At 71.0% G+C, this 16,717-nt stretch carries 15 protein-coding genes and 1 pseudogene; 7 read left to right on the top strand and 9 right to left on the bottom strand.

From position 1 onward, the window contains the following. Positions 1–49: 49 nt before the first annotated feature. From ACFP3U_RS03125 to ACFP3U_RS03100, 6 genes are all read right to left on the bottom strand, one after another. Complete coding sequence (locus ACFP3U_RS03125) at positions 50–766, bottom strand: ABC transporter ATP-binding protein (protein WP_380223561.1); 717 nt, start codon at positions 764–766, stop codon at positions 50–52. Next, positions 763–1,608, bottom strand: a complete 846-nt coding sequence (locus tag ACFP3U_RS03120; RefSeq protein WP_380223559.1) for an ABC transporter ATP-binding protein — start codon at positions 1,606–1,608, stop codon at positions 763–765. Before ACFP3U_RS03120 ends, ACFP3U_RS03125 begins: the two co-directional genes overlap by 4 nt. A gap of 8 nt (positions 1,609–1,616) precedes the next feature. Beyond that, positions 1,617–3,548 (bottom strand): branched-chain amino acid ABC transporter permease, encoded by a 1,932-nt coding sequence (locus ACFP3U_RS03115; RefSeq protein WP_380223714.1) that lies wholly within the window; start codon positions 3,546–3,548, stop codon positions 1,617–1,619. A gap of 5 nt (positions 3,549–3,553) precedes the next feature. Continuing rightward, complete coding sequence (locus tag ACFP3U_RS03110; RefSeq protein ID WP_380223557.1) at positions 3,554–4,483, bottom strand: branched-chain amino acid ABC transporter permease; 930 nt, start codon at positions 4,481–4,483, stop codon at positions 3,554–3,556. Positions 4,484–4,616: 133 nt separating this feature from the next. After that, complete coding sequence (locus tag ACFP3U_RS03105) at positions 4,617–5,849, bottom strand: branched-chain amino acid ABC transporter substrate-binding protein (RefSeq protein WP_380223555.1); 1,233 nt, start codon at positions 5,847–5,849, stop codon at positions 4,617–4,619. Positions 5,850–6,395: 546 nt separating this feature from the next. After that, on the bottom strand, positions 6,396–6,809 hold the full coding sequence (locus tag ACFP3U_RS03100) for a PaaI family thioesterase (protein ID WP_380223713.1): 414 nt from the start codon (positions 6,807–6,809) through the stop codon (positions 6,396–6,398). Between the two features lie 454 nt (positions 6,810–7,263). Here ACFP3U_RS03100 and polA point away from each other — a divergent pair, with 454 nt between their 5' ends. The 5 genes from polA (at position 7,264) to ACFP3U_RS03075 (ending at position 13,863) form a co-directional block, all read left to right on the top strand. Then, positions 7,264–9,948, top strand: a complete 2,685-nt coding sequence (gene polA / locus ACFP3U_RS03095) for a DNA polymerase I (protein ID WP_380223712.1) — start codon at positions 7,264–7,266, stop codon at positions 9,946–9,948. 88 nt (positions 9,949–10,036) lie between these two features. After that, on the top strand, positions 10,037–10,726 hold the full coding sequence (locus tag ACFP3U_RS03090; protein ID WP_380223554.1) for a hypothetical protein: 690 nt from the start codon (positions 10,037–10,039) through the stop codon (positions 10,724–10,726). A 157-nt stretch (positions 10,727–10,883) separates the two neighbouring features. Further along, positions 10,884–12,026, top strand: a complete 1,143-nt coding sequence (locus tag ACFP3U_RS03085; protein WP_380223553.1) for a DUF3103 family protein — start codon at positions 10,884–10,886, stop codon at positions 12,024–12,026. Between the two features lie 113 nt (positions 12,027–12,139). After that, on the top strand, positions 12,140–12,901 hold the full coding sequence (locus tag ACFP3U_RS03080; RefSeq protein WP_380223551.1) for a GNAT family N-acetyltransferase: 762 nt from the start codon (positions 12,140–12,142) through the stop codon (positions 12,899–12,901). A 437-nt stretch (positions 12,902–13,338) separates the two neighbouring features. Beyond that, positions 13,339–13,863, top strand: coding sequence for a hypothetical protein (locus tag ACFP3U_RS03075; protein ID WP_380223710.1), 525 nt, complete (start codon positions 13,339–13,341; stop codon positions 13,861–13,863). 129 nt (positions 13,864–13,992) lie between these two features. Here the strand turns inward: ACFP3U_RS03075 and ACFP3U_RS03070 are convergent. Further along, positions 13,993–14,369 (bottom strand): annotated as a pseudogene (locus ACFP3U_RS03070) (ATP-grasp peptide maturase system methyltransferase); the annotation flags it as partial. A gap of 313 nt (positions 14,370–14,682) precedes the next feature. Further along, entirely contained in the window at positions 14,683–15,183 is a 501-nt protein-coding gene (locus ACFP3U_RS03065) for an ATP-binding protein (RefSeq protein ID WP_380223550.1), read from the bottom strand. 165 nt (positions 15,184–15,348) lie between these two features. Between ACFP3U_RS03065 and ACFP3U_RS03060 the strand changes: the two genes are divergently transcribed. Beyond that, positions 15,349–16,179 (top strand): helix-turn-helix domain-containing protein, encoded by an 831-nt coding sequence (locus ACFP3U_RS03060; RefSeq protein ID WP_380223549.1) that lies wholly within the window; start codon positions 15,349–15,351, stop codon positions 16,177–16,179. Continuing rightward, positions 16,176–16,367, top strand: coding sequence for a DUF397 domain-containing protein (locus tag ACFP3U_RS03055; protein ID WP_380223547.1), 192 nt, complete (start codon positions 16,176–16,178; stop codon positions 16,365–16,367). The genes ACFP3U_RS03060 and ACFP3U_RS03055 overlap by 4 nt, the downstream gene beginning before the upstream one ends. Before the next feature lie 95 nt (positions 16,368–16,462). Here the strand turns inward: ACFP3U_RS03055 and ACFP3U_RS03050 are convergent, their stop codons facing one another. After that, a complete protein-coding gene (locus tag ACFP3U_RS03050; RefSeq protein ID WP_465261952.1) occupies positions 16,463–16,717 on the bottom strand; it encodes a DUF7919 family protein in 255 nt (84 codons plus the stop codon).

The raw sequence follows: 16,717 nt of genomic DNA, 5'->3' as shown, positions 1-16,717 counted from the left end.
CCCGGCACCTGAGTGCCGGGCCCTTCGTCGTGGAGCGGGTCGGTGCGGGTCAGTCCTCGCCGAGGTAGGCCTTGCGGACCGACTCGTCGTGCAGGAGGTCGGCGCCGGTGCCCTGGAGGACGATGCTGCCGGTCTCCATGACGTAGCCGCGGTCGGAGAGCGAGAGCGCCGCCTGGGCGTTCTGCTCGACCAGCAGGATGGTCGTCCCGTCGGCCTTGAGCTCGATGATGGTCGCCATGATCTTCTGCATCATCAGCGGCGAGAGGCCCATCGAGGGCTCGTCGAGCATCAGCAGCTTGGGACGGGACATCAGGGCGCGTCCCATGGCGAGCATCTGCTGCTCACCGCCGGACAGGGTGCCGGCGGCCTGCTTGCGGCGTTCGCCGAGGATGGGGAAGAGGCCGTAGGCCCGTTCGACGTCCTTGGTGATGCCGTCGGCGTCGTTGCGCAGGAAGGCACCGAGGAGGAGGTTCTCCTCGATGGTCATGCGCGGGAAGATGTGCCGGCCCTCGGGGGAGTGGGCCAGGCCCAGGGCGACGATCTTGTGGGCGGGGACGGCGGCCAGCGGCCGGCCGTCGAAGGTGATGGTGCCGGCGGTGGGCTTGAGCAGGCCGGACAGGGTGCGCAGGGTGGTGGTCTTGCCGGCGCCGTTGGTGCCGATCAGGGTGGTGACCTCGCCCTGGTTGACGGTGAAGCTGATGCCCTTGACGGCTTCGATCTTGCCGTAGGAGACGCGGAGGTCCTGGACTTCGAGGAGTGCGGTCACTGGTCGGTCTCCGTAACGGGGGCGGTGCCTTCGAGCGGGGCGCCGAGGTAGGCGGTGATGACGCGTTCGTCGTTCTGGACCGTCTCGCGGTCGCCCTCGACGATCTTCTGGCCCTGGACGAGCACGGCGGTGCGGTCGCAGAGGTTGAAGATGAAGCGCATGTCGTGCTCGATGACGAGGACGGAGACGCCCCGGTCGCGGATGGCGAAGACGAGTTCCTCGGCGGCGCGGGTCTCCTGCGGGTTCATGCCGGCGGTGGGCTCGTCGAGGAGCAGCAGGCCGGGGTCGGAGGCGAGGGCGCGGGCGATCTCCAGCTTGCGCTGCTCACCGTAGGGGAGGTTGCGGGCGAGGTGCTCGGCCTTCCCGGCGAGGCCGGTGAACTCCAGGAGCTCCATGGCCTTGTCGCGGCTCTCCTGCTCGGAGCGGCGGTAGCCGGGGCCGCGCAGGACGGCCGAGAAGAGGCCCTGGTGCATCCGGCTGTGCCGGCCGACCTGGACGTTCTCCAGGACGGTCATGTTGGCGAAGAGCCGGATGTTCTGGAAGGTGCGGGCGATGCCGGCCTGGGTCACCAGGTGGGGCTTGGGCGGCAGGACGGCGCCCTGGTAGGTGACGGTGCCCTCGGTGGGGACGTACAGGCCGGTGAGGCAGTTGAAGAAGGTGGTCTTGCCGGCGCCGTTGGGGCCGATGAGACCGATGATCTCGCCGCGGCCGACGGTGAGCGACACGTTGTTGACGGCGGTGAGGCCGCCGAACCGCATGGTCACGCCGGAGACGTCGAGCAGGGTCTCGGCCGGGGCGGGTGCCGGAGCCGGGGTGGGGGCGGGGGCGTCGGTGGTGGTCATGTGGAGGGTCACGCCCCTGCCTTGGAGAGGGCGACGCTGTCGCCGGTGGCCTGGGCCGGGATGTCGGCCTCGTGGAACTCGAGCTGGCGGCGCCGGTTGGGGATGAGGCCCTCGGGGCGCACGCGCATGAGGACGATGAGGGCGATGCCGAAGGCGAGCAGCTGGTAGTCGGCGAGGAATTCGAGCTTCTTCGGGATGAGGAAGAGCAGCGTCGCGCCGGCCAGGGGTCCGCTGATGGTGCCCATGCCGCCGAGGATGACGGCGGCGAGCAGGAAGGCGGAGTTGGGCGGCAGGGCCTCGGCGAAGGTGTACTGGTCGGGGGTGACGGTGTAGCTGACGTGGGCCTGGACGGTGCCGGCGAGGCCGGCGAGGCAGGCGCCGAGGGCGAAGGCGAGGAGCTTGAGGCGGAAGCCGTTGATGCCCATGGCCTCGGCGGCGGTCTCGTCCTCGCGGATGGCGACCCAGGCGCGGCCGATCCGGGAGTTGCCGACCCGGGCGAAGACCAGGACGACGAAGGCGGTGACGAGGAGCATCAGCAGGTAGTAGTTGGAGAACCGGCCGAGCTCGAAGCCGAAGATCGTGGTGGGCTTGCCGAGGTTCCAGCCGAGGATCTCCAGGTCGGGGATCCGGGGGATGCCGTTGGAGCCGTTGGTGATCTTCGGTCCGGTGGTGCCGTTGAGGTTGAGCATGGTGATGCGGAAGATCTCGCCGAAGCCGAGGGTGACGATGGCGAGGTAGTCGCCGCGCAGTCGCAGGGTCGGGGCGCCGATGACGACGCCGAAGACCATGGAGACCACGGCGCCGGTCAGCACCGCGCCCCAGAACGGGAACTGGACGTGGATCGGCGAGGCGGGGGAACCGGAGACCAGGGCGGCGCTGTAGGCGCCGACGCCGAGGAAGGCGACGTAGCCGAGGTCGAGCAGGCCGGCCAGGCCGACGACGATGTTCAGGCCGAGGGCGACGGTGGCGAAGATCAGGATGTTGGTGGCGACCGAGGTGTACTGGTCGCTGGTCTGGGTGAACGGGAAGCTGGCGGCGGCGGCGAAGGCGGCGCCGGTGGTGACCGTCTGGTACTTGACGGTCAGCGAGCGCAGCCGCGGGATCAGGCCGGAGCGGCCGAGCGCGGCGGCCACCGAGGCGGCCAGCAGCAGGTAGCCGGTGAAGAGCTCGCCGTACTCGGTGTCGATGCCGAAGGTGATGGCGAACAGGCCGATCGCGAAGGCGACCACGATCAGCGCGACCTCGACCCAGGAGGGCAGGGCGCGCGGCGCGGGGAGCGGCCGGTTGACGGTGCCGAGCCGCAGCCAGCTGTTCGCGAGGTGGCCGAGCTGGACGAGCAGGACGGCGCCGGTGGCGATCGCGAGGCCGCCGGCGAGGGCGGTCAGCACGGGGGCGACCGGCTTGTCCTCGGGGATCGCGTGGGTGGCGAACCAGACCACCGGGGCGATCGGGACGAGCAGGAAGAGCCGTCGGTCGAGGATCCGCAGCGGGACGGCGGTGCGCCGGTCGAGCGGCAGGCCGAGGGAGCCGGCGAGGGCGAGCAGGGAGCCGACGGCGAGGACCCAGCCGCCGGGCTCGAGATTGGCGAGGCCACCGAGGTCGGTGGAGATCGAGATGACCGAGAACCAGGCGACGGCGAGGCCGCCGACGGCGGCCAGTACGACGGCGTTGTTGCTGCGGCGCGGGGCGGCCCAGCGCAGGCCGGGGACGCCCTGGTTGGCGAGGAGCAGGACGAGGGTGACCAGCCCGGCGGTGAGCGCCAGCCACTGGAGGCCGGCGGGGGAGCCGTAGTAGGTCAGGTCGCCCGGGTACTCGGAGGTCCAGGTCCAGGCCATCAGGGCGGAGCCGGCCGTGGCGGCCGCGCCGAGTCCGGTGAGGAGCGCGGCGGTGCGGCCGGGGAGGGCGATGACCGGGGTGGTCTCGGTGCTGCTGGTGGTCATGGTGCTCACGCCCTGTCCGCGACGCGCTCGCCCAGCAGCCCCTGGGGCCGGACGAGCAGGACGACGATGAGGAGTACGAAGGCCCAGACGTCCTTCCAGGCGCCGCCTCCGAAGAGGTGCATGCCGGGCAGGTGCTGGATGTAGCCGGTGGCGAGGGCCTCGGCGAGGCCGAGGGTGATGCCGCCGAGCATGGCGCCGTAGATGTTGCCGATGCCGCCGAGGACGGCCGCGGTGAAGGCCTTGAGGCCGAGGATGAAGCCCATCCGGAAGTCGACCTGGCCGCTGCGCAGGCCATAGGCGACGGCGGCGACGGCGGCGAACGCGGCACCGATGGCGAAGGCCATCACGATGATCCGGTCGGTGTCGATGCCCATCAGCTTCGCGGTGTCCGGGTCCTGGCTGGTCGCCTGCATGGCGCGGCCGGAGCGGGTGCGGGTGACGAAGTAGCCGAGGGCGAGCATGCAGAGCGGCGCGGCGATCAGCAGGAAGACGTCACTGCGCTGGATCGCGACGGAGCCGATCTCGAAGGGGTCGCCGGGGATCTTCGGGAAGACCCGGGCCTTCTTGGCGTCCGGGTAGAAGGCGAAGATCAGCTGCTGCAGGCCGATGGACAGGCCGATCGCGGTGATCAGCGGGGCGAGCCGGGGGGCGGAGCGCAGCGGCCGGTAGGCGAAGCGCTCGGCGGCGACGGCGGTGAGGGTGGAGACCAGGATGCCGGCGATCAGCATCAGCGGTAGGGCCAGCCACAGGGTGGTGCCGCCGGGGAGGGCGAGGTAGGCGGTCAGGGCGCCGAAGCCGCCGACCATGACGATCTCGCCGTGGGCGAAGTTGATGAGCTGGACGATGCCGTAGACCATCGTGTAGCCGATCGCGACGAGGCCGTAGAGGGCTCCGAGGATCAGGCCGTTGGCCAGCTGCTGCGGTAGGTCGTGCACCGCTGGGCCTCCGTTGTGCGTGTGGGGTTGTCCGCGTGGGTGGTGGATGTGGGTCCGCGCGGGGGCACTCGTGGCACCCCCGCGCGGTAACTCCGACGTTCTGTGCTGTTCCTGACCCTGGGTCAGGCGAGGGTCAGCCGGTGAAGGTGCCGGACTTCTCCACGGCCCACTTGCCGTCCTTGACGGCGTAGACGGTGAGCTGCTTGTTGGTGGTGTCGCCGAACTCGTCGAAGGAGACCTTGCCGGTCACGCCTTCGAAGGAGACCTTCTGGACGGCCTCGACGACCTTGGCGCGGGGGCTGTCGGGGAGCTTGCCGTTGTTGGCGGCGACGACGGCCTTGACGCCCTCGATGATGGCCCAGGCGCTGTCGTAGGAGTAGCCGCCGTAGGTCTCGTAGGCGTCCTTGTAGCCGGCGGTCTTGTAGTCGGCGATGAACTTGGCGGCGGTCGGCAGCTGCTCGACGGGCAGGCCGACGGCGGTGGCGTAGTCGCCCTGGCTCTTGGGGTTGAGCTTGATGAAGTCGCCGCTCTGGATGCCGTCGCCGCCCATCAGCGGGATGTTGACGCCGGCGTCCTTGAGCTGGAGGGAGAGCGGGCCGGCCGCCGGGTACTCGCCGCCGTAGTAGACGGCCTCGGCGCCGGAGGACTTGACCTTGGTGACGACGGCGGCGAAGTCGCGGTCGTCGGGGTTGACGTGCTCCTCGCCCACGATCTGGCCGCCGTCCTTGATGAACTGGCCCTTGAAGGTGGCGGCGAGGCCGGCCCCGTAGGTCTTCTGGTCGTCGATGAGGAAGACCTTGCTCTTCTTGGCGTCCTTGGCCAGGAAGTCCGCGGCGAACGGGCCCTGGACGGCGTCCGTGGTGGCGGTGCGGAAGTAGGTCTTGAAGGGGCGGGCCTTGGTGCCGCTGGCCCACTTCTCGCCCTGGCTGAGGGCGACGCCGGTGTTGGCGGGCGAGATCTCGACGAGGTTGGCGTCGTTGAAGATCTGCTGCATCGACTGGGCGACGCTGGAGTTGAGCGGGCCGACGACGCCGATGACGTCCTTGTCGCCCACCAGCTGGGTGGCGTTCTGCTGGCCGGGGGCGGGCTTGGCGGTGTCGTCGAGGGCCTTGATCTGGAACTTGACGCCGGGCACCTCGTTCTTCTCGTTGGCCTGCTTGGTCGCGAGCTCGACGGAGTTGCGGATGCCGAGGCCGAGGGCGGAGAGGTCGCCGGTGAGCGGGACGGAGATGCCGATGGTGACGGTGGTGGAGCCGCCGCCCTGACCGCTGTCCCCGGACTTCTTGTCGTCGCGGGAGCCGCAGGCGGTGAGGGTGAGGGCGCCGATCACGGCAATGCTCACGACAACTGCTGAACGATGACGCACGGGGGGTCCCCTTCGGTTCAGGAGGGCGCCGCGCCTGAACGGCGGGAGCCTGGATACGCGGTGGGCCTGGCCCAGTCCGCTGGCGCGGTGACTGGCCGTGACTCTAGATGCCGTTCGGCGGCTCTGGCAGGGTTGCGGCGGACCTGTGATTCTCTTGTTATGAGCACACGGAGAGTCGTCTCACCATGTGGTCGTTTCGACCCGGCCGGTTGCGCCACACCCCGGGATTCCCTTACCAACTGGCCCTGTGTAAGGCGTAGAACAGCAGGTGACTCCTGAACTCGCCGATTACCGGACGGAACTGTCCGGGTCGTTGGAATCGGGCGTGTGCATCCGAATATCGGACGTTCGGCGAGGTGTCGCGCAGGTTTCGGGTGGATTCGCCCCACGGGTGCCTTCGCCTGCGCGGATTTCCTGCTTGTTACGCACGGTGACATCAAGGCGGTTGGGCCGAGACGAGACCGCCCCCTTGTCCGGACCAACGCCTTCCCATGGAAGTTGAAGGTCAAACAAGAGGGCGGGCAAGGGATTTGATGGAGAACCGGGTCAGAGGTCGCGCAGCATGCAGGTGAGGCGGCAGCTGGTGACCCGCTTGCCGGTGCCGTCGGTGATCGCGATCTCGTAGGTGGCGGCCGTGCGGCCCTTGAAGACCGCGGTCGCCACGCCCGTGACCAGGCCGGAGGTCGCCGAGCGGTGGTGGGTGGCGTTGAGGTCCACGCCCACCGCGTACCGGCCGGGGCCGGCGTGCAGCATCGCGCCGACCGAGCCGAGCGTCTCGGCCAGCGCCGCCGAGGCGCCGCCGTGCAGCAGCCCGTACGGCTGCTGGTTGCCGTCCACCGGCATGGTGCCGACCACCCGGTCGCCCGAGGCCTCGACGATCCGGATGCCCAGCTTGTCGCCGAGCCGGCCGCCGGAGAAGGTGGCCGGGTCGACGCCGAGCTTGGCGAAGTGGTCCAGCATCTCCTGCGGGACGTCCAGCCGGGGCGGGACGCCGGGGCCGCCGGCGGGGTGCCGGCCGTCGCCGGGGGCGGTGCCGGCGTCGGTGGCGGTGCCGCTGGCGGTGGCGGTGGCCGGGTCGGCGTCGGGGGCCGGGTCGGTCATGGGGGAGCTCCTGCCGCTCGGGGGTCGCGTCGTCGTGCTGCCTGTGATCGTACGACCGTCCTACTCGGCGGTAGAGGCGGTGGCCGGGGGAAACGGGTGTGGCACCCGGGGCGCGAGCGCACCCGAGGGGCGCCCGTCCCCGGCGTGAGCGCACCCGAGGGGCCGCCACCCCTGGCGTGCCCCTTTTGTCGGTGGTGGGCCCTAGGATCGGTGGCCGGTAGTGGAATCGGCAGGAACGGACGTTGACGTGGCTACGCAGAGTACGGACAAGGGCGCGGCGGGTGCCGCCGGAGCCGGATCGCGGCCCCGCCTGATGCTGCTCGACGGGCACTCCATGGCCTACCGGGCGTTCTACGCGCTGCCCGTGGAGAACTTCAACACCTCCACCGGCCAGCCCACCAACGCGGTGTACGGCTTCGCCTCGATGCTCGCCAACACCGTCCGGGACGAGGCGCCCACCCACCTCGCGGTCGCCTTCGACCTCTCCCGCCAGACCTTCCGCTCGGTCGAGTTCCCCGACTACAAGGCCAACCGGGCCAAGACCCCGGACGAGTTCCGCAGCCAGGTCGGCCTGATCGGCGAGCTGCTGGACGCGATGAACGTGCCGCGGCTGACCGCCGAGGGCTTCGAGGCCGACGACATCATCGCCACCCTGGCCACCGCCGCCGAGGCGGCCGGCTACGACGTCGACATCGTCACCGGCGACCGCGACTCGCTCCAGCTGGTCACCGAGCACGTCACCGTGCTCTACCCCACCAAGGGCGTCTCCGAGCTCACCCGCTACACCCCGGAGAAGGTCGCCGAGAAGTACGGCGTCACCCCCCGCCAGTACCCGGACCTCGCGGCCCTGCGCGGCGACCCGTCCGACAACCTGCCCGGCATCCCCGGGGTCGGCGAGAAGACCGCCGCCAAGTGGGTCAACCAGTTCGGCTCCTTCGACGAGCTGGTCGCCCGCGCCGACGAGGTCAAGGGCAAGATCGGCGAGAAGCTCCGCGAGCACCTCGACTCGGTCAAGCGCAACCGGGTGCTCACCGAGCTGGTCCGCGACGTCGAACTCCCGCTCGGCGTCGCCGAGCTGACCCGCGCGCCGTTCGACAAGCCGGCCGTCGGCGCGCTCATGGAGTCGCTGGAGTTCCGCAACGCCAACTTCCGCGACCGGGTCTACGGCATCGACCCGGCCGCCGCCACCGAGCCCGAGGCCGCCGAACTCGCCCCCGGCGTCGAGGTCGACGGCGAGCTCCTCACCGACCCCGGCACCCTCGCCGGCTGGCTGCGGCAGCACGCGACGGACAAGGCCCCGGTCGCGCTGGCCGCCGTCTACCGGTGGGCGCTCGGCAGCGGCGAGGTCACCGAGGTGGCGCTCGCCGCCGGGGAGTCCGCCGCCTGGTTCGACCCGGCGCTGCTCGCCGAGGAGGACGAGCGCGCCTTCGCCGCCTGGCTGGCCGACCCGGCCGCCCCCAAGGCCCTGCACATCGCCAAGCAGGTCATGCGGGCCTTCGCCGAGCGCGGCTGGACCGTCGAGGGGGTCGTCGCCGACACCGCCCTCGCCGCCTACCTGGAGAAGCCCGGCCGCCGCACCTTCACCCTCGACGTGCTCGCCGAGGAGTACCTGGCCCGCTCGCTCGCCCCGGCCCCGGCCGCCGAGTCCGGCCAGCTCGCCTTCGACGCCCCGGAGGAGGACCCGACGGCCGGCGCGCAGGCGCTGATGCTCCAGGCCCGCGCCGTCCTCGACCTCGCCGCGCTCTTCGACACCCGCCTCGCCGAGGTCGGCGCCACCGAGCTGCTGCGCGACATGGAGCTGCCGATCGCCGCCCTGCTCGCCCGCATGGAGCGCACCGGCATCGCCGCCGACGGCGCCTGGCTCACCGGACTGGAGGCGCAGTTCGCCGCCGAGATCCAGCGGGTGGTCGAGGAGGCGCACGCCGCGGCCGGCCGCGAGTTCAACCTCGGCTCGCCCAAGCAGCTCCAGGAGATCCTCTTCGGCGAGCTGGCGCTGCCCAAGACCAAGAAGATCAAGACCGGGTACACCACCGACGCCGACGCGCTCACCTGGCTCGCCAGCCAGACCGACAACGAACTGCCGGTCATCCTGCTGCGCCACCGCGACCAGGCCAAGCTGCGCACCACCGTCGAGGGCCTGCTCAAGACCGTCTCCCCGGCCGGGCGGATCCACACCACCTTCAACCAGATGGTCGCCGCCACCGGCCGGCTCTCCTCGCAGGACCCGAACCTGCAGAACATCCCGGTCCGCACCGAGGAGGGCCGGATGATCCGCCGCGCCTTCGTCGTCGGCGAGGGCTACGAGTCGCTGCTCACCGCCGACTACTCGCAGATCGAGCTGCGGATCATGGCCCACCTCTCCGAGGACGCGGCGCTGATCGAGGCCTTCGCCACCGGCGAGGACCTCCACACCACCGTCGCCTCCCAGGTCTTCGAGGTCCCGGGCGCCGCCGTCGACGCCGAGATGCGCCGGAAGATCAAGGCGATGTCCTACGGCCTCGCCTACGGGCTCTCCGCCTACGGGCTCTCCCAGCAGCTGGGCATCAAGCCCGCCGAGGCGCAGGGCCTGATGGACACCTACTTCGAGCGGTTCGGCGGCGTGCGCGACTACCTGCACCGGGTGGTCGAGGAGGCGCGCGCCACCGGCTACACCGAGACCCTGCTCGGCCGCCGCCGCTACCTGCCGGACCTCAACAGCGACAACCGCCAGCGCCGCGAGATGGCCGAGCGGATGGCGCTCAACGCCCCGATCCAGGGCTCGGCCGCCGACATCGTCAAGATCGCCATGCTGCGGGTGGACGAGGCGCTGCGCTCGGCGGGGCTGGCGTCCCGGATGCTGCTCCAGGTGCACGACGAAATCGTGCTGGAGCTGGCCCCGGGCGAGCGAGAGCCGGTCGAGGCGATCGTCCGCGAGCAGATGGCCGGCGCCTACCCGCTGCGCGCCCCGCTGGACGTCTCGGTCGGCGTCGGCCCCGACTGGGAGGCCGCCGCGCACTGACGCGCCGTCAACAGGCCTCGGGCAGCGCTTCGTCGAGGCGGTGCCCGGGGTCTTCTCTGCGCGGGGGAGCGGTCCTACCCTGGCAGGTATGCCTGCCGATGAGCTGATCCGCCGCGGCCGTGACGGCACCACCGTCGACCTGGTCTTCGAGCCCGGTGGGGGCTCCTGGCCCGCCGCCGCGCTCCTGGTGCTGCGCACCCTCGGCGTCCTGCTCGCCATGGGCGTGGCCTTCCTCCCCGCCGGCCTGCTGCTGGTGGAGGTCGCGGTGATCGTCGGCGCCACCTTCGTGGGCACGGTGACCGTGGGCGCGGTGCTGTGGGCGTCCGCCGTGCTGGTCCTGTGGCCGTTCGCCGCGGTCGCCGAACTGGAGTCGGTCCGCCGGGTGCAGTTCGCCCCGGCCCAGGCTCCGACCGAACTGCGGTTCGTCCGCGGCGCCCGCGCCGACGCCTGGGCCCCGATCTCCGACCTGCGGCACATCCAACTGGACGAGACCGTGGAGGAGCCCTACGAGGGCGACCCCGCGCCGGCCGTCCACACCGTCGACATCACGGTGGTGACCCTGACCGGCGCCGACGGCCGCTCGCACCGCGCGCCGAAGGGTACCGACGTCGACGCGCTCCGGCGTTCACTGGAGGACCTGTTCGGCCCGGCCGGCGGCCTCGTCCGCCACCGCACCGAACGCCGCGTCCGCCGCAAGCCCCGGACCCCCTCCGGCGGCTGGGCCTACGGCGGCTCGGGCTCGGCCAACTCCGGCGGGAGCTTCTCCGGCGGCGGGTGAACCGGAGTGGGGAGACAGGGGTTGATCCGGCGTCGGACAGGCACTTCACTTGTCATGGCGCCGCCGTCCTTGATCGTGGGCGCCGCACCACCCCGTTCCACTCGCTCCACCCGCTCCGATGCTCCGACGCCTCACCCGACGAGTCTGGAGATCCCGTATGTCCCAGTCCCGCCTGCGGCGCGCCGCCGTCGCGTTCGCGGCTCTGCCCCTGCTCGCCCTCGGCGCCGGCCAGGCCCTGGCCGCCCCGGCCCCGACCCCCACTCCCGCCTCCGCCCCTGCCGCCGTCTCCAAGGTGACGGCGATCGAGGACGAGGTCGCCCGTACGCTGGCCGCCTCGCTCGCCGACCCGGCCCTGCGCGAGCGGCTGCGCGCCGCGACCGCCACCCTGGCCGACGGCGCCGAACTCGCCCGGCGGGACGCCGGCCTGCCCGGCTCCGCCGCCCGCGGACTCGCCGACGCCACCGCGCGCGCGGACCGCGGCATCGCCGCCGCCAAGGGCCTCGGCGCCGACCTCGGCCCGCTGCTGCGCGTCCAACTCGCCGACCCGTCGATGCGGGCGGCCCTGGACGCGGGCACGGCGCCGCTGGTGGCGACCGCCGGCACCGACGAGCACGCCCGCACCGTCCGCGCCTACGACACCGCCGGCCGGGCCCGCGGCCTCGACGCCGGCACCCTGCCCACCCGCCCGGTCTACCTGGTCGACATCGACACGGCCAAGGCCCTGACCGCCGGGATCGCCCTGCTCCAGCGGGAGTTGGCCGCCCAGGGGATCGCCCCGGCCGCCGCCTCGGATGCCGCCCAGGCCGCCGCCGGCTGGTGGGGCACGAAGCTCACCTCCGTCCAGGTGAACGACGACGAGGAGCCCTGGTTCAAGGGCGCCGCGGAGATGTTCAGCCTGGTCTCCGGCTTCGGCCTGGACGGCAAGGTCCGGGTCGACTCGGTCGCCATGCCGTACCTCCAGTACGACGGCACGGTGTACTACCCGAACCAGATCCTGGTGAACTGGTCGAACTACAAGTACAACCTGGCCGACGTCGTGCTGATGGAGGACGACGGCGACACCAACTACCTGGCCCTCGCCCAGGCCGTCGCCGCCGTCCTGCTCACCATCGCCGACCAGGGCGCCTACATCCCGCTGGTCAACGCCGTCCTCGCGGCACTGCCCACCTCCTGGTGGACCGACGACCCGGACTACGTGGAGTCCTGGTACACCCTCGCCCGCACCAGCAGCGGCCGCCTCAACGGCGCCCGCGGCAACGGCTGGATGACCGTCGAGCCGTACTGGGTCAGCCAGCTCTGACCATCACCGCTCCGTCACCGCTCCACCGCCGCTCCGCCGCCGGGCCGGCGTCGCGCCTCGGTGCGCTTCGCCGGTCCGTGTGACGGGGTCAATTTCGCACTACCGTAGGCCCGATGACGACGGAATCCCTCTCGACCGACCGGCCCACCACCCTGGCCGAGGCACCGACGCTCCAGGCCCGCAACTCCGCCGCCTTCTGGACCGCGACCGGCCGATCCCGGGGCCACGAGGTGATCCGGCGCCGCGGCTTCGTCGCCGTCGACGGTGACGACCGTGCGGGCCTGCGGATCCTGGTCCAGGAGCCCGACCTCGCCCCGGGCGAAGTGGCCGAGTTGAGCGAGCTGACCCGCCGGGCCGCCGGCCCGGCGCTCGTCGAGGACCCGTTCAGCTCGACCGACCTGAGCCACCTGGCCATGCGCACCTGGCAGATGCCGATCATGCTGCGCCAGCCCGGCCCCGTCGCCGCCCCGGCCCTGGACGTGACCCGGGCACGGCAGCCCGAGGACCTCCAGGCGGCCGAGCGGATCGTGATCGAGGGCTTCGAACTCACCGGCTTCGAGCCCTACCACCCGGGCGAGCTCTTCCCGCCGACGCTGATCGAACAGCCGGGCGTGGACGTGTTCATAGCCTCGGTCGACGGCGTGCCCGCGGGAGCCGGCGTGAGCGTCGTGTCCGACGGCGTCGCCAGCCACTACTGGATCGCGACGTCCTCGGCCTTCCGCTCACGGGGTGTGGGCCGGGCGGTGATGCTCGGCGCCCTCGCCCACCTGACGGACCACCCGGCCACCCTCACCGCTTCGAAGCTGGGCAGGCCCCTGTACGAGTCACTGGGCTACACCGTGGCATCGCCCTCGGCCTGGTGGGCCTCCTCCTGAGCCACGGCGCCGCGCACGCGAAGTCGGCCCCGCCGACTTCCCGTGCGCCCCTTCCGTCCGAGTGGGCCCCGTCCTCCCCCTCGACGCCGTCCGCGCTCCGGTGTTGGTGGTCCACGGCACCAAGGAGCAGTTCGGCCTGCTGGCCGGGTTCGAGATCGCCGGCCGCAGTGAACGGAACAAGCTTGACCCGGGCGTCCGGGTAGCGGTCGCGCAGTTCCTTGGTGACCCGGGAGGCCCGGGCCGGCGACGTCGGGGAGGTGCGGGCGCCGATGCGGATGGTCCGGATGGCCTTCGGTATGAAGGCTTCTTTCCTGTTTTCCGACATACCATCGGAAAACAGGCATGTTCGAGGTGGGTACTGAACTTGATTGGGTGATGTCGTGCTGATCTCGGCCAGATCACCCGAGCGGTGAAGCACCGGCTCAAGCAGATCCAGGCTGCACGTCCGCCCGGACCTGGTGCCGGTGGAGATCCGGGGGAACGTCCCGACCAGGCTCGGCAAGCTCCGGACGCAGCAGCTGGACGCCGTGGTCCTGGCAGCAGCCGGGATCAAGCGGTTCGACCGCAGCGAGGAGATCAGCGAGATCCTGTCGATCGGGCTGTTCCCCCCGTCGCCGGGTCAGGGTGCGCTGGGTATCCAGATTCGGGAGGACAACGAGTCGGCCCGCGAGATCCTGGCCGGTTCCGGCGACCCGGTGACCGACGCGGAGGTGCGGGCCGAGCGGGCGATGCTGGCCGAGCTCCACGGCGGGTGCTCGGTGCCGGTCGGTGCCTTCGGCAAGGTCGACGGCGACGTGCTGACCCTGCACGGGCAGGTCACCTCCGTGGACGGCAGACGACAGGTGGAGGCCCGCCTCTCCGGCCCGCTGGGCGAGCCGGAGAAGCTGGGTGGGCAGGTGGCCGGACTCCTGCTGGACCAGGGTGCGGAGAGCATCCTTTCGGAGATCCGGCTCACCGCTTAGGTGCGCAGACGCGCCAGGTAGGGCGCCGGCCGCTGGGCGGGCGGCGCGGCGGGGTGGTGAGCGCGCAGGAAGTCGGTGTGGCCGACTTCCTGCGCGTTGGTTCGGGTGCCGAGGTGTCCCCCCGGGGCAGATCGGCAGGTTCCAGCCCGGACCGTCCTCGTTGTCGAGCCAGATCCGTTGCCCGCCTGCCGAGACGGTGATGCCGAAGGCGACCTGGTGCGGCGCGCCCGCGTCCTGCCAGGTCTCGATGGCGGTCTCCACCTGGTCCCACAGGCGGAGTGGCCCGCGCTGCACCACGGTCCGGGCCTGCGAGCCGGTGGCCACGTCCGAGAGGATCTGCTGCCCACCACTGCTCATCCGTTCGGCCGAGGGCGCCGCGAGCTGAGTGACCCAGCTTCCGGTCCACGAATCGAGCTTCGTGGGGTCGATCCGGCTCGCGCGCTGCTCCCCGGGAGCAGCGCCAGGGTCGGGCGAGGAGGCCGGTCGTGAGGGCGGGCGATCATGAAGCAAGGCGGCGCGCAGGATGCCGGAGGTGGGCACCGGTCGTGGGCTTTTTCCAGCCGGTCGGCGATCGCGTGCGCGATCTGATGGGTGGTCCCGGTCGGCTGCCACGCCCATTGCCCGTTCGGGTTGGAAGGCTGGCTTGGAACATGTGCGGGCACACCGTCACGGCCACGGTGATCTCCCCGGTGCGGACTTCGCGGACCCAGACGGCCTGAGCCTGCTCGCCGACCGAGTGCGAGGTGTGCCACACGGGCTTGGGGACCGTGCCGCCCGCGTGCTTCAGCGCGGGAAGTCGGTGCGGCCGACTTCCCGCGCTCAGGGGGCGGTTGCTTGGGCGGCGCGGGCGGCCGGGGAGCGGCTTCCGGTCCGGCGAGCCGGGGCTGCGTGCCTTTCAGGTGGCGGGGTGAATGCGGGGGCGATCAGGGCCCAGACGAACTTGCCGATCCCACCCGCGCGGGGGCAGCAGCCCCAGCGATCGGCGAGTTCGTTGACGAGGAAGAGCCCGCGCCCGTGCTCGTCGTCGGGGGTGGTGGTTCGGAGGGTGGGGCGGCCGGTGCCGGCGTCGTGGACTTCGAGGCGCAGGCGGTCGTCGACGACGGCGAAGCGGATCTCGATGAGGCGGTCGTCGTCGGCGTCGCTGTGCTGGACGGCGTTGGCGAAGAGTTCGCCGAGGAGGAGTTCGGCGATGTCGGAGTAGCGGTCGCCGGTGGGGAGGGCGGCGAGGTAGGCCCGGAGGAGGCGGCGGGCGAGGGGCGTGGAGGCGGCGTGGGAGTCGAGCCGGGCGGCGAACGTGCGGGGGCGGCGGTATAGGGGCATGACGGAGTACCTCGGGGGGTGGATGAGGGGGCGTGAGGCCGGCGCGGAGTGACGGCGCGCGCTGCTTCATTGCGTAGCGATACGGCTACTCAACGCGTCCACTTTCCCCTAGGCTTCAGAGCTGTTCAACTTGACTGTGCTGTTTGATTGGTGGGGTGAATCGCTGTGAACAAGAGGGAACTTGATCCTCAGTCCTCCCCTGCGGCTGAGTTCGGAGCGTTTCTTCGCGAGTCACGCGAGCAACGAGGGTGGACGCAGGAGCGCCTTGCTGGGCTGGTTGGCTGCACCTCGTCCCACATCTCGGCTCTCGAAAATGGTCGAAGGAAACCAACCCGGCGGATCGCGGCAGCACTTGACGGCGCATTTGGTACATCGCAGGCGGCCACGTTCAAGCACAAGGCGAGCGACGTCAAGTACAGCGCGCTGCTGGAAGGCTTCGCCGAGTTCGTCATTCAAGAGCGTCGGGCCGTTGAACTGCGACTCTTCGAGCTCGGCATCGTGCCGGGCCTGCTGCAGACGAAGGAGTACGCAACGGCCATCACGGCGGGCGCTGTGCGCCGGAGAAGCATCACTCAGGACCAGGCGGACGAGCGAGTGCGCGTTCTCATAAACCGCCAGGCCGGCTTGCGTCGGGAGCCGCCGCCCTTGATCCATGTGGTCATGGATGAGAGTTGCATTCGTCGGATCGTGGGTGGGGGCGCTGTGATGGCGGCTCAGCTCGACCGCCTGGTCGAGTTCGCCGACGAGCCCACCGTGAGGCTCCAGCTTGCCCCGTACCAGCTGGGGGAGGACAGGGCATTCGATCTTCCGGTGTCCATTCTGACGTTGCCGGACCGATCGCTGATCTCCTATGCCGAGAGTGCGCACCAAGGGCGGTTGGAGAGGGAGGCCAGCGCTGTGACGGCCGAGTTGGCGTCCTACTATCAGCTACAAACGCATGCTCTTTCACAGGCGGACTCGGTGGCGATGATCCGCGAGCTACGGAGGCAACTATGACCCTCGACTGGTTCAAGTCCACCTACAGCAGCAATGGCGGGCAGTGCATCGAGGTGTCCAACAGCCTGCCCGGCACTGTTCCCGTACGTGACTCCAAGGACCCGGAGGGGCCGGCGCTCGCCTTCCCGGTAACCGCGTGGCAGGCGTTCGTGACGGCTGTCCGGTCCGGCGAGTTCGGTGACGTCTGACGCGTCGTGTGAGCTGAGGTGGTAGATCGTGCCCAGGCGTGACTACGAGGACGACCCGGTGCGCTAGATGGTCTGATCCATGGGGTTCGCTCGTCTCACTCCAGCATGCGTTCCACTTCATCGGGAACCCACGGGAAGGGGACGTCGGGCCACCTTGCGGCAGCCCATGCGTCGAGATCGACGGCAAGAACGGCGTCGATGAAGACCTGGGGCGGCCGATAGCCGTGAACGGTGATGTAGTGCGTGATCAGGAACGGAGCGGCGTATGCGATGCCGGCCTCGCCTGGGATCCGTACTTCCCCGGTCCCTTCGGGAGCCACTGCCTCAGGACACAAGTCGCAGTCGTGCAA

The organism is Kitasatospora misakiensis (assembly GCF_042656005.1).
In the GTDB taxonomy this organism is placed as follows: domain Bacteria; phylum Actinomycetota; class Actinomycetes; order Streptomycetales; family Streptomycetaceae; genus Kitasatospora; species Kitasatospora misakiensis.
The sequence above is the reverse complement of the archived record's forward strand: the minus strand, read 5'-3'. Positions and strand labels throughout refer to the sequence as shown.

What these genes read in the sequence shown, in the direction of transcription:
- ACFP3U_RS03115 (WP_380223714.1), bottom strand. Translation starts at nt 3,548, where the DNA reads ATGACCACCAGCAGCACCGAGACCACCCCGGTCATCGCCCTCCCCGGC.
- ACFP3U_RS03100 (WP_380223713.1), bottom strand. Translation starts at nt 6,809, where the DNA reads ATGCTGGACCACTTCGCCAAGCTCGGCGTCGACCCGGCCACCTTCTCC.
- ACFP3U_RS03085 (WP_380223553.1), top strand. Translation starts at nt 10,884, where the DNA reads ATGTCCCAGTCCCGCCTGCGGCGCGCCGCCGTCGCGTTCGCGGCTCTG.
- ACFP3U_RS03120 (WP_380223559.1), bottom strand. Translation starts at nt 1,608, where the DNA reads ATGACCACCACCGACGCCCCCGCCCCCACCCCGGCTCCGGCACCCGCC.
- ACFP3U_RS03065 (WP_380223550.1), bottom strand. Translation starts at nt 15,183, where the DNA reads ATGCCCCTATACCGCCGCCCCCGCACGTTCGCCGCCCGGCTCGACTCC.
- ACFP3U_RS03090 (WP_380223554.1), top strand. Translation starts at nt 10,037, where the DNA reads ATGCCTGCCGATGAGCTGATCCGCCGCGGCCGTGACGGCACCACCGTC.
- ACFP3U_RS03080 (WP_380223551.1), top strand. Translation starts at nt 12,140, where the DNA reads ATGACGACGGAATCCCTCTCGACCGACCGGCCCACCACCCTGGCCGAG.
- ACFP3U_RS03055 (WP_380223547.1), top strand. Translation starts at nt 16,176, where the DNA reads ATGACCCTCGACTGGTTCAAGTCCACCTACAGCAGCAATGGCGGGCAG.
- polA (WP_380223712.1), top strand. Translation starts at nt 7,264, where the DNA reads ATGCTGCTCGACGGGCACTCCATGGCCTACCGGGCGTTCTACGCGCTG.